At 65.8% G+C, this 12,283-nt stretch carries 8 protein-coding genes, 3 tRNA genes and 2 other RNA genes; 7 read left to right on the top strand and 6 right to left on the bottom strand.

Annotated elements, in window-relative coordinates:
- Window positions 1–90: 90 nt before the first annotated feature.
- Together C995_RS0108510 and glgB are read right to left on the bottom strand one after the other, a co-directional pair.
- Window positions 91–381 (bottom strand): IS3 family transposase, encoded by a 291-nt coding sequence (locus C995_RS0108510; RefSeq protein ID WP_018864533.1) that lies wholly within the window; start codon window positions 379–381, stop codon window positions 91–93.
- Between the two features lie 230 nt (window positions 382–611).
- The gene (gene glgB, locus C995_RS0108505; protein WP_026279040.1) at window positions 612–2,822 is read right to left on the bottom strand and encodes a 1,4-alpha-glucan branching protein GlgB; all 2,211 of its coding nucleotides are present in this window, start codon (window positions 2,820–2,822) and stop codon (window positions 612–614) included.
- Window positions 2,823–2,890: 68 nt separating this feature from the next.
- Here glgB and glgC point away from each other — a divergent pair, with 68 nt between their 5' ends.
- The 5 genes from glgC to C995_RS0108480 all read left to right on the top strand — a co-directional run bounded on the left by glgC (window position 2,891) and on the right by C995_RS0108480 (window position 7,828).
- A complete protein-coding gene (glgC, locus tag C995_RS0108500) occupies window positions 2,891–4,156 on the top strand; it encodes a glucose-1-phosphate adenylyltransferase (RefSeq protein ID WP_018864531.1) in 1,266 nt (421 codons plus the stop codon).
- 52 nt (window positions 4,157–4,208) lie between these two features.
- Window positions 4,209–5,888 (top strand): glycoside hydrolase family 57 protein, encoded by a 1,680-nt coding sequence (locus C995_RS0108495; protein WP_156015502.1) that lies wholly within the window; start codon window positions 4,209–4,211, stop codon window positions 5,886–5,888.
- Entirely contained in the window at window positions 5,888–7,357 is a 1,470-nt protein-coding gene (gene malQ / locus C995_RS0108490; protein WP_026279038.1) for a 4-alpha-glucanotransferase, read from the top strand. The genes C995_RS0108495 and malQ overlap by 1 nt, the downstream gene beginning before the upstream one ends.
- A 60-nt stretch (window positions 7,358–7,417) precedes the next feature.
- Window positions 7,418–7,507, top strand: a tRNA-Ser gene (locus C995_RS0108485).
- A 246-nt stretch (window positions 7,508–7,753) separates the two neighbouring features.
- Window positions 7,754–7,828: transfer RNA gene (locus C995_RS0108480), tRNA-Val, on the top strand.
- Window positions 7,829–8,250: 422 nt separating this feature from the next.
- On the opposite strand, the gene C995_RS13995 is transcribed toward C995_RS0108480, so the two are convergent.
- From C995_RS13995 to pdxH, 4 genes are all read right to left on the bottom strand, one after another.
- Window positions 8,251–8,381: non-coding RNA, RtT sRNA (locus tag C995_RS13995), on the bottom strand.
- A gap of 238 nt (window positions 8,382–8,619) precedes the next feature.
- A non-coding RNA gene (locus C995_RS13990) (RtT sRNA) lies at window positions 8,620–8,750 on the bottom strand.
- Window positions 8,751–8,804: 54 nt separating this feature from the next.
- Window positions 8,805–8,894 (bottom strand) — tRNA-Ser (locus C995_RS0108475).
- 78 nt (window positions 8,895–8,972) lie between these two features.
- Window positions 8,973–9,617: a pyridoxamine 5'-phosphate oxidase gene (gene pdxH / locus C995_RS0108470; protein WP_018864528.1), complete on the bottom strand. Its 645-nt coding sequence runs from the start codon at window positions 9,615–9,617 to the stop codon at window positions 8,973–8,975.
- Between the two features lie 444 nt (window positions 9,618–10,061).
- Between pdxH and C995_RS0108465 the strand changes: the two genes are divergently transcribed.
- Together C995_RS0108465 and C995_RS0108460 are read left to right on the top strand one after the other, a co-directional pair.
- Window positions 10,062–11,618: a glutamate synthase-related protein gene (locus C995_RS0108465; RefSeq protein WP_018864527.1), complete on the top strand. Its 1,557-nt coding sequence runs from the start codon at window positions 10,062–10,064 to the stop codon at window positions 11,616–11,618.
- Window positions 11,619–11,731: 113 nt separating this feature from the next.
- The gene (locus C995_RS0108460; RefSeq protein WP_018864526.1) at window positions 11,732–12,130 is read left to right on the top strand and encodes a globin; all 399 of its coding nucleotides are present in this window, start codon (window positions 11,732–11,734) and stop codon (window positions 12,128–12,130) included.
- The last annotated feature ends 153 nt before the right edge of the window (window positions 12,131–12,283 follow it).

Here is a 12,283-nt window from a genome sequence, read left to right as displayed (position 1 = left end):
CCGCGTAGTAGCCCGAACGGCTCGCCTCCAGCAGATCGCAGACCCGCTGCACCGAAGCCTTCTCCGTCAGGACCCTGATGCAGCGATGCATCACTTCAGTTCCCGGGCGAAGAAGGCCGAGGCCTTTTTTAGGATGGCCTTGTCCTCCCGCAGCCGACGGTTCTCTTCCTCCAGCTCCCGGATCCGCCGCTGCTCCGGCGTCAGGGGCCGGCCGTCGCCGGCTTCTCCAGCGCGATCCGCTTTGAGCTGCTCGACCCAGCGTCGAACGGCCGTCTCGCCGACCCCGGTGTCCCGCACCACTTGCGGCACACTCTGGCCCTCATCCACCACCATCCGGGCCACCCGAAGCTTGTACTCCGGATCAAAATTCCTGCGTCCCATATCGTCTCCTCGATCAGATCCCAATCATTCCACCGATCGAGGTGTCCACGAAAATTAGACCAGCACATACAGGGGCGGGGCGGCGCCATGTAGGTGGGTAGCGTTTTAGCCGATGGGGGTTATGTCCGGCGCCGCATCGCGCAGGGGGCTGCGCTCCTACAACGAGCCGACACCTCCTGTAGGAGGCCAGCCCCCTGGCCGATTTGGGCCTTTCCGGTAGCAGCGTGCGATCAATCGGCGGGCTCCAGGAGGAGGGCGGTCAGCGGCGGCAGGTGGAGGTAGAGTGTGGCGGGGTGGCCGTTGCGCTCGATGGGTTCGGCGTGGGCGTGGGCGGGGCCGCGGGAGTCGCCGCCGTAGGCCTGGGCGTCGGTGTTGAGGACGACGCGCCACGGGCCGGGGCGCGGGGCGGGCACCGGGTGGGCGCCGCGTTCGATGGGGGTGAGGTTGAGCACGACGACGCATTCCCGGCCGTGGTTGTCGCGGCGCAGGAAGCTGAGGGTGGAGTGCGAGGCGTCGTTGCAGTCCAGCCAGGAGAAGCCGTCGGGCTCGAATTCGCGGCCGTGCAGGGCGGCGTGGTCGCGGTAGACGCGGTTGAGGTCGCGCACGAGCTGCTGCAGGCCCTGGTGCAGCGGGTATTGCAGGACGTACCAGTCCAGTTCGCGGTCCTCGGACCACTCGGGGCCCTGGCCGAATTCCTGGCCCATGAACAGGAGCTTCTTGCCGGGGTAGAGCCACTGCCAGGCATAGAGCAGGCGCAGGTTGGCGTGCTGTTCCCATTCGTTGCCGGGCATGCGGCCGCGCAGGCTGCGTTTGCCGTGCACGACTTCGTCGTGGGAGAAGGGCAGGACGAAGTTCTCGCTGTAGGCGTAGATCTGGCCGAAGGTGAGCTGGTTGTGGTGGTAGTGGCGGTAGATCGGGTCCATGCCGAAGTAGGTCAGGGTGTCGTGCATCCAGCCCATGTTCCATTTCATGGTGAAGCCGAGCCCGCCCATGGACGGCGGGCGGCTGACGCCGGGCCAGGCGGTGGATTCCTCGGCGATCATCACCACGCCCGGGTGTGTGGTCTGCACGGTCTCGTTCAGGTGGCGCAGGAAGTCGATCGCCTCCAGGTTTTCGTTGCCGCCGTGGATGTTGGGCAGCCAGTCGTGCGGCTCGCGGTCGTAGTCGCGGTAGAGCATGGAGGCGACGGCGTCGACGCGCAGGCCGTCGATGTGGAAATCCTCGACCCAGCACAGCGCGCTGGAGAGCAGGAAGTTGCGCACCTCGGGGCGGGAGTAGTTGAAGATCAGCGTGCCCCAGCCGCGGTGTTCGCCGATGCGCGGGTCTTCGTGTTCGTACAGCGCGGTGCCGTCGAAGCGGGCGAGCGCGAACTCGTCGCGCGGGAAGTGGCCGGGTACCCAGTCGAGCAGCACGCCGAGGCCGGCCTGGTGGGCCTGGTCGACGAAGTAGCGAAAGTCGTCCGGGTCGCCAAAGCGCGAGGTGGGGGCGAAAAAGCCGGTGCTCTGATAGCCCCAGGAGCCGTCGAACGGGTGCTCGGTGATCGGCAGCAGCTCGAGATGGGTGAAGCCCATGTCGCGGGCATAGGGCACGAGGCGTTCGGCCAGCTCGCGGTAGTTCGGCCACTGCCCCTCGGGGCTGCGCTGCCAGGAGCCCAGGTGCACCTCGTAGATGCTCATCGGGCGGTGTTTCCAGCCCTCGGGGTCACGGTTGTGCAGCCAGTCCTCGTCGCCCCAGGTGTAGTCGCTTTGCGGCTGGATGCGGGCGGCTGTGTCCGGGCGCAGCTGGTAGGCGCGGGCGTAGGGGTCGGTGCGGACGTGGATGGTGCCGTGGTCGCGGTTGCGGATCTCGAATTTGTAGAGCGTGTCGTGGTCCAACCCGGGAATGAAAAGCTCCCAGATCCCGCTGCCCGGATGCACGGTCATCGGGTGGCAGCGGCCGTCCCAGCGGTTGAAGTCGCCGACGACGGAGGCGCGCTCGGCGTTCGGCGCCCAGACGGCGAAGCGCACACCGTCGATGCCATCGCGGGTCTGCGGGTGGGCGCCGAGTATCCGGTGGGCGTGCCAGTGGCGGCCTTCGGAAAACAGGTGGCGGTCGAACCCGGGGATGTCCGGGGCGAAGCTCCAGGGGTCGATGGTGCGTAACGTGTCCGTGCCGCCCTCGGGGGTCCAGTGGAGCTCCGGGTGTGCGGGGAGGGCATCGCCCTGGCCCTGCCAGGTGAAGAGTCCGGGGATTCTGGTACTCGCGACGAGCGGCAGGTTGGGGCCTTCTGAAAGTGTGATCCAGACCTCACTCGCATGCGGCAGCCAAGCACGGTAGCAGGCAGTCTCTTGATCCAGCGCATGGAGCCCCAGGACGCTGTGCGGATCATGGAGGCGGGCCTCCGGCAAACGCGCCAGGGTATCGGCGACGGGTGTGATGCATTTGCTGGATGCTGTTGTCATACTCGAATCACACTCTGTGTTGGGTTGGGCCCACGGCCCCGATTGGTCTTTAACGCAAGGATGGGTGCATGAATCCGCAACCGCAACGTTTTGTTAGCCGTCTGACTCGCGAGACTCTGGCCCTGATCCTTGCCGGTGGGCGGGGTTCGCGGCTGAAGCAGCTGACGCTCTGGCGGGCCAAGCCGGCCGTGCCGTTTGGCGGCAAATTCCGCATCATCGACTTCCCCTTGTCCAACTGTATCAACTCGGGCATCCGTCAGGTCGCGGTGCTGACGCAGTACAAGGCGCATTCGCTGATCCAGCATATCCAGCGCGGCTGGAGCTTCCTGCGCGGGGAGTTCGGCGAGTTTATCGAGCTGCTGCCGGCGCAGCAGCGCATCGAGACATCCTGGTACCAGGGGACGGCGGACGCGGTCTATCAGAACATCGACATCATCCGGCAGCACGAGCCGCGGTATGTGCTGATCCTGGCCGGCGACCATATCTACAAGATGGACTACGGCCAGATGATCGCCTTCCACGTGGAGAGCGGGGCGGACATGACGGTCGGTTGCCTGGAGGTGGAGCGCGACCGGGCGAAGGCGTTCGGGGTGATGGGGGTGGATGCCGCCGGCCGCATCACCTCGTTTGCGGAGAAGCCGGAGGACCCTCCGAGTATCCCGGGCAAGAGCACGCACTCGCTGGCCTCGATGGGGATCTATGTGGTCAACAGGGATTTCTTGTTCGAGCAGCTGATCAAGGATGCGGACGACACGTTCTCCACGCATGACTTCGGCAAGGACATCATCCCCGACATCATCGAGCGCTATCAGGTGATGGCCTATCCGTTCCGCGACGAACAGGGCGTGCGCCAGGGCTACTGGCGCGATGTGGGGACGATCGACTCCTACTGGCAGGCGAACCTCGAGCTGATCGGCGTGACGCCGGAGCTGAACCTGTACGACTCCGACTGGCCGATCTGGACCTACCAGGAGCAGCTGCCGCCGGCCAAGTTCGTGTTTGACGACGACGACCGGCGCGGCATGGCGATCGACTCCATGGTCTCGGGCGGATGCATCATCTCGGGCAGCACGATCCGCCACTCGCTGTTGTTCTCCAACGTGCAGGTGAATGCCGGATCGACGATGGAGGACTCGGTGATCCTGCCCAGCGTGACGGTGGGTGAGGACTGCGTGATCCAGAAGGCGGTGATCGACAAGGGCTGCAAGATACCGGACGGGACCCAGATCGGCGTGGATGACGAGGCAGACGCCCGTGACTATTACATCTCGCCCGAAGGCGTGCGGGTGATAACGCCCGAGATGCTCGGGCAGGCTACACACCATGTCCGCTAGAACCGCTCTGGTGCCTACCCCACCCAAGCTCGATGTGGTGCTGTGCTGGCACATGCACCAGCCGCAGTATTTCGAGAGCGGCGCGGGTGAATACGCCCTGCCCTGGACGTACCTCCATGCGCTGAAGGACTACACGGACATGGCCGCCCACCTGGAGGCCTGCCCGAAGGCGCGCGCGGTGGTCAACTTTGCACCGATCCTGCTGGAGCAGCTGGCGGACTATGGCGAGCGTCTCGATGCCTGCGTGCGCGAGCACCGGCCGGTGGGCGATCCGGTGCTGGATCTGCTGCACATGGATGTGGTGCCGACGGATCCGGCGCAGCGCCAGGAGATTCTGCGGGTGTGCCTGCGGGCGCATGCCCCGCGCATGATCGAGCCGTTTCCGCTGTTCCAGCGCCTCGCCGATATCGCCCGCAAGGCGCTGGAGGAACCGCTGCTTCTGGGGCATCTGGACGCGCGCTTCTTCCAGGATCTGGCGACCTGCTACCACCTGGCCTGGCTGGGCGAGACGATCCGGCGCGCCTACCCCGAGGTGCAGGGCTGGCTGAAGACCGACACGAACTTTGCGCGTGGCATGCGCCAGCGTCTTCTGACCCTCATCCGCGACGAGGTCAAGGGCATCCTGCCGCGCTATCGTGAGCTGGCGGACAGCGGCCGGGTGGAGCTCGCGTTCAGCCCTTATGCGCACCCGATCATGCCGCTGATGATCGACCTGGCCTCTGCCCGCGAGGCCATGCCGGAGATGGAGCTGCCCGCAGCCCCTGCCTATCCCGACGGCGAGGCCCGCGTGCGTTGGCATATCGAGCGCGGCCTGGAGGTGTTCGAGAAGCATTTCGGCTTTCGCCCGCGCGGGTGCTGGCCGTCCGAAGGGAGCCTGAGCGAGGCCACCATCCGCTTGCTGGATGAGTACAAGCTGTGCTGGACGGCCAGTGGCCAGACCGTGCTCGCCAACAGCCTGGCGGCCGCGGGCGAAACGGCCGAGTCCAATACGGGGTCGGCCGAGGAGGAGGGCTGGCTGCACCGGCCCTATCAGCTCAAAGGAAGCAAGATCGAGCTGTTCTTCCGCGATGACGGTCTCTCCGATGCCATCGGCTTCCAGTATGCGGAGTGGCATGCGGATGACGCGGTAGGCGATTTCATCCATCACCTGGAGAACATCGCCGCCGTATCGCCGAAGGGTGGGGTGGTTTCGGTGGTCCTGGATGGCGAGAACGCCTGGGAGTACTACCCGGAGAACGGCTACTATTTCCTGAGTGCGCTGTACGAGCGTCTCGCGAATCACACCGACCTGAATCTCTGCACCTTCTACGATATCTGCCGGCGCAGTGGAAAGGGGCGCGACCGGGGCGAGTTGCCAGAGCTGGTCGCCGGTAGTTGGGTATACGGCACGTTCTCGACCTGGATCGGCGATCCGGACAAGAACCGGGGGTGGGACAGTCTGATCGAGGCCCGCGAGGCCGTTGACCAGGCGGTGGACGAGGACCCCTCGCTGGACACGCCGGAATTGCGCGAGCAGCTGGCCATCTGCGAAGGCTCGGACTGGTGCTGGTGGTTCGGGGAGTACAATCCCGCCGGTTCGGTCAGTGACTTCGAGCAGCTTTATCGCCGGCACCTGGCGCGGCTTTATCAGCTTGCCAATCTCAACGTTCCCGAGTCCCTTGGAGAGGTGCTGTCCGTCGGCAGTGGCGATCCGGCTGCCGGTGGCACGATGCGCATGGGCCAGACGGGCTGATGGTTGGCGAGAAACACGCCAACCCCCTGATGCAGAGGCGACGAGCGGGGGTGCTGCTGCATCCTACCTCGTTGCCCGGCTCCGAGCCGGTCGGGACCCTGGGGGGCGAAGCCTACGCCTTCCTCGACTGGGCCCGTCGCGCAGGATTTGCTCTTTGGCAGATTCTGCCGCTGCACCCCCCGCATGAGGACGGTTCGCCCTACGCGAGCATCTCCGCCTTTGCCGGCGATACGCGCCTGATCGATCCCCGGTTGCTGGCCGAGCGTGTGGGACTCTCGGCGGACAGCGGCACCGGGGCGGCGATGCTGGCGCGGGCGCATGCCCGGTTGCATGACACGCCCGCGGTTTGGCGGGAGGCCTATCAGCGATTCTGTCAGGAGCAGGGCTCCGTCTGGCTGGATGACTATGCCCGCTTTGTGGTGATCCGGGCACGGGAGGAAGGACGGCCCTGGTGGGAGTGGTCGCCGGATCTGCGTGATCGCGACGCGGACGCACTGGAACGGCTCGATGCCGAGGCGCAGGACGAGCTGGAACGGGTGCGCTTTGCCCAGTTCGTGTTTTTCGACCAGTGGCACGACCTGCGCCGCCAGGCGAAGGATCTGGATATTCTGATCCTGGGTGACATGCCGATCTTCGTGGCGCACGACTCGGCCGATGTCTGGGCGCATCGCGACCTGTTCGACCTGGACGAGACCGGGCATCCGCTAACCGTCGCGGGCGTGCCCCCCGACTACTTCTCCGCGACCGGGCAGCGCTGGGGCAATCCCCAGTATCGCTGGGACCGGCTGGAGGCCACCGGTTACCGCTGGTGGATCGAGCGCATGCGCTGGGCGCTGGAGACGGCGGACGCAGTACGCATCGACCATTTCCGCGGGTTCGAGGCGAGCTGGGGGATCCCAGCCGAGGAGCCCGACGCGACCAACGGCCGCTGGGTGCCGGGCCCGGGCGAGCCGTTCTTCCGGCATCTGCAGGACGAGCTGGGCACGCTACCGCTGCTGGCCGAGGATCTCGGCGTGATCACGCCCGAAGTCACGGCGCTGCGCGACCATTTCGACCTGCCGGGCATGCGCATCCTGCAGTTCGCCTTCGAGGGCGGCGAGGACAACCCGTACCTTCCGGCCAACCATGACGATGCCAGTGCCGTCTACACCGGCACACATGACAACGACACCACCCTTGGCTGGTTTCACTCGCTCACGCCGGAGATGCAGGAGCATGTCGTCAATACGCTGAACGAGGGTGCGGCCGAGGAAATGCCGTGGCCGATGATCCGTGCCGCCTATCGCTCGGTGGCCCAGCTGGCGATCCTGCCCATGCAGGACGCACTGGCCCTGGACACGCGGGCCCGCATGAATCGCCCCGGCACCATGGAAGATGGGAACTGGCTCTGGCGCTTTTCCTGGCGGCAGGTGCCCGATGACCGGGCAGCAGAACTGCGACGGCTCGCCGAGGAGACCCAGCGTTTGTGAAGGACGGAATGGGCTGGCCCATTGTCAGCCTGCCCCGCATCCCGGAGAATGCCGGCCACCGGAGGGGTGGCAGAGTGGTTGAATGCACCGGTCTTGAAAACCGGCAGGGATTCACGTCCCTCGTGGGTTCAAATCCCACCCCCTCCGCCATTTCCCTGTTTCTTCACGCTTGAACGCGCTAGCGCGTCGGTGGATTGTGTGGGACGCGATTTGGCGGCCACCGCGACTCGTAGGGTGCGGCTGAGCCCCGCGAAACGCACCTTTGCCCAAGCCGAGCGAAACCCGATGTGATTCGCTTTGCTCATCACATCCTACGGCGCTGCGTCGGATTTACTCTCGTGGCAACCATTCTCGCTTGACGCCGAACACCGGTAGACGTAATCTTGCCGCCGTTCTGGGCGGTTAGCTCAGCGGTAGAGCACTGCCTTCACACGGCAGGGGTCACTAGTTCGAACCTAGTACCGCCCACCAGCATTATCAAAGGGTTAGGTCCATGCGGGCCTAACCCTTTTTTGTTGGGGGGTGCAACATCGTGGAGGTGATGGGTATCGCTTAGCGGGGAGGCACTGGGCCGCGAACGAACGCGCGCTTCAATCAGTAGCGTCGTAGATACCGTCTTGCCCTATGCGGTGCAAGGGTCCCGGCAGGTTGTGCCTCGCCCTGCAGGCCGCCTTCGCTTCGCTGCGGCGTTCCGGTGTCGCTACGCGCCACCGGTCGAACCATCGTGATGATGTCGTGGGTTCAAATCCTTGGGCACGGAGAGCGTCGTAGGATGTGATGAGCCAAGCGAATCACATCGGGGTTTCGCTCGGCTTGGGCGAAGGTGCGTTTCGCGGGGCTCAACCGCACCCTACTAGTGGCGGTGGCGGCCGATGCGTGAAAACCCTGGGAAATGGCGGAGAGGGAGGGATTACTCGGCACGATGTGCCTCGCCCTGCGGGTCGTCGCCTGAGGCGACGTTCTGGCATCGCTGCAGGCTGCCAGTCGAACCATCATTTTCTATCCCTCGGGTTCGAATCCCGACGCCTCAGGGGCCAGACGTGCGAAAGGGGCCACTTGGGCCCCCTTGCTTGAATCTGGCGGAGAGGGAGGGATTACGGCGACGTTGTCGCCGCCCTTCGGGCCGCCTTCGCTGCGCTGCGGCGTTCCGGTGTCGCGACGCGCCACCGGTCGACCCATCTTTTCTGATTCCTCGGGTTCGAATCCCGGAATGCTGGGGGCTAGAAATGCAAAAGGGGCCATATAGGCCCCCATGCTGAACTTGGCGGAGAGGGAGGGATTACTCGGCGCAGCGCGCCTCGCCCTGCGGGCCGTCACCAGCGGTGACGTTCTGGCATCGCTGCGCGCTGCCAGTCGAACCATCGTGTCTAATTCTTCGGGTTCGAATCCCCGTACCTCAGGGGTTATACATGCAAAAGGGGCCATACGAAGCCCCTTTGCGAAAATCTGGCGGAGAGGGAGGGATTCGAACCCTCGGTACTCGCGAGAGTACAACGGTTTTCGAGACCGCCCCGTTCGACCACTCCGGCACCTCTCCGAATTGCTGCACCGTGCGGGGTCGAGCCGCGACGGCGGAGCGAATCCTAGCAGATTCGGAGGCTTTAGCGGTAGCGGGTCAGGGCATCAGGCGGGTGATTTCCCAGCCATCGCTCCCCCGGTGGTACTGGAAGCGGTCGTGCAGGCGGCCGGCCCGGCCCTGCCAGAATTCGAACAGCTCGGGCTGCAGGCGGTAGCCGATCCAGGCGGGGTCGCGGGGAATCGCGCCTTCGGGGTATTGCTGTTCCAGGGCGTGGACGCGGCCTTCGAGGTCGGTGCGCGTGCCGATGGGCTGGCTCTGGATGGAGGCGGCAGCGGCCAGCTGACTGGCGCGCGGGCGCTGGGCAAAGTATTCGTCGGCCGCCTCGCCGGGGAGAGCGGTCACGCTGCCTTCCACGCGGATCTGGCGCTCGGTTTCGGGCCAGTAAAACAGGAGCGCGGCGCGCGGGTTCTCGGTGAGGTCCTGGCCTTTGCGGCTGCGGGAGTCGGTATACCAGCAGAGATCTTCGCCCTCGACGTGCTTCAGCAGCACGGTGCGTGCGGAGGGCTGGCCGTCGGCGTCGGCCGTGGCGAGGATCATTGCAGTGGGGTCCGGGTTGCCGGCGTCGCGCGCATCCTGCAGCCACTGGTCAAGCAGGGTCAGGGGGTTGTCGAGCAGGTCACGGCGATGGAGTTCGCTGTGCGTGTAGTCGCGGCGGGTGTGGCGGTGGTCGGAGGGGCTCATCGGGTCTCCCGGTGGCGTTTGTGCCCATGATAAAGGCTGCTGTCGCGAACGGCACGGGAAATTTCCGGCGGCACAATTGTCACAGGGGCATTGCACCGACCTCCAGGGAAACACTGATCAATGTACACACTCGCGTTGGTACCCCAAGTTTTCCGAGACCAGGCGCGCCGTGCAGCGGGTGGTGGTTCTACCCGCCAGTTTTTGATGAATTCGGGGCGCAACGCAGGATCGGGGAACCTGGGGTGCCAACCCCACAAGCTATTGAGAGCGGGGGCTCGGCCGCCCGTTGTTATCAAAAACGGGCGCGGGAACGGCGTTGCGGCTCCCTTGTGCAGAATGACTGCACGGCGGTCACCGCGCCTTGTTCGCACGCAAGAGCGACGAAGCAGCGAGCGTGTACATTGATCAGTGTTTCCCTAGTACCCCAAGAGCAAGGAGCGAATCATGGCAGGAGCGAAGATCGCGGCGGTGGAGCCCAAGGGCGTCGAGTTGAAGAAGGGGAAGGAGTATTACTTTTGCCGCTGCGGGCGATCCAAGGACCAGCCGTTTTGTGACGGCTCGCACGCGGGGACGGGGCTGGAGCCGATCGCCTTGACCCCGGAGGAAGATGGCGAGGCATTAATGTGCCAGTGCAAGCAGTCGGGCAATCTCCCGTACTGTGATGGCACCCACCAGCAGTTCGACGAGGACGATATCGGCACCGAGCCGGACGCGGATCAGGGGTCCGGTGAGGATGACGGCGACAACGCCCCGGACCCGCGCAATACCGAGACGGAGCCGCATGTCGAATTGATCCATCGCATGGCCCGTTCGGGGCTTGAGGAGGTTGGCCATTACGGGCCAACCGTGGCGATGGGCGTGCCGCGCAGTCGGCTCCCGACCTGGGACGACCTGCAGCTGCTGGCGGCGCAACTGGCCAGTCGGCCGCTGCCGGATGGGGCCCCGGTCGAGACGGGGCTGGTGATCGGGCCCGAGGCGAAGCGGCCGCTGCGGCTGGATATCCCGATGCTGGTATCGGACATGAGCTTTGGGGCGCTGTCGCGCGAGGCGAAGATCGCGCTGGCGCGCGGGGCCGCGCAGGCCGGGACGGGGATCTGTTCCGGCGAGGGCGGGATGCTGGATGCCGAACAGGCGGAGAACTCGCGCTATTTGTTCGAGCTGGGGCCGGCGCGGTTTGGCTATTCCGACGAGGTGCTGGCGAAGGTGCAGGCCTTGCATTTCAAGGCCGGCCAGGCGGCCAAGACCGGTGTGGGTGGCGTGCTGCCCGGGGCGAAGGTGAGTGACGAGATCGCCCGGGTGCGCGGGATCGACGTGGGGCAGGACGCCCTCTCGCCACCCAGCCTGGACGGGTTCGAGACGCCCGCGGACTACCGCCGTTTTGCCGACGAGGTACGGGAGAAGACCGGGGGCATTCCCGTCGGGTTCAAGCTGTCGGCCAATCACATCGAGGCGGATCTGGCCTTTGCCCTGGAGGCGGGGGCGGACTACGTGATCCTGGATGGTCGCGGTGGCGGTACCGGGGCTTCGCCCGCGCTGCTGCGCGACCACATCAGTGTGCCCACGATCCCGGCGCTGGGCCGAGCGCGGCGCTTCCTGGATGCCAATGGCGCCAGTGGCCGGGTCACGCTGCTGGTTACGGGCGGGCTGCGCACACCCGCGGACTTCGTGAAGGCCTTGGCGCTGGGGGCCGACGGTATTGCGCTGGGCAATGCCGCGATCCAGGCGGTCGGCTGCGTGGGTGCGCGGATCTGCCACACGAACCGCTGCCCGACGGGCGTGGCGACACAGGACCCGAAGCTGCGCGCGCGGCTGGATGCCCGGGAGGGCGGGGAGCGGCTGGGCCGGTTCCTGGGGGCCTCGCGGGAGCTGATGTGTGTACTGGCGCGTGCCTGCGGCCACAACCGTCTGGAGGATTTTGGCCCGAACGACCTGACGACGTTCGACCGCGGGCTGGCGGAACTGGCGGGCATTCAGTACGCCGGCGTGTATCCCAAGTCCTGACGAGAGGGATGCGAGTGCGGCACGGGCTGGGCCAGCCTGGGCGGTTGATCTGTCTCAATGCGCCCGTGCACCGCATTCTGCATCCTTGCAACTCCTTTACGGCAGGGACGACCATGGACTTCTCCGACGTACACCAGAGTTATGGACGATGCCGCCGCGCGGGCGACTTCGTGACGCGCTTTTACGAACACTTCCTGCAGGCCGACCCGAGGGTGAAGGCGGCGTTCGCCTCTACGGACTTCTCGCAGCAAAAGCGGGCCCTCGGGCAGGCGATCTCGACGGCGATCAGCTATGCGGAGGGGGAGAGCTTCGTGGCATCGACGATGGAGCGCATGGGGCAGGTCCATTCCCGCGAAGGACGTGTACCGGTGGAGCCGGATCTGTACCCGATCTGGCTGGACTGCATGGTGCGCACGGCCGCCGAGATCGACCCGCGCTGGGAGCCGCGCCTGGAAGAGCGCTGGCGGGGCGCGATGCAGCCGGCGATCGATCTGTTCGTAAGGCTTTACTGAGGCCGGTCGCGCCGAGCGAACGATCGGCCAGGGGGCTGGCCTCCTACAGGGGGGCGTTCAAGGGCTTTGGGGTTGGTTATCGTGTTCCTTGACCTCGGTCCGCCTGGGGGCATGGCTTGTATGAGGCCAGCCTCTGGCCGATGGGGTTTGTCC

Origin of the sequence: Thioalkalivibrio sp. ARh3 (assembly GCF_000377265.1) — a bacterium.
Classification (GTDB): Bacteria; Pseudomonadota; Gammaproteobacteria; order Ectothiorhodospirales; family Ectothiorhodospiraceae; genus Thioalkalivibrio; species Thioalkalivibrio thiocyanoxidans.
This window is presented reverse-complemented; position numbering and strand designations above follow the sequence as displayed.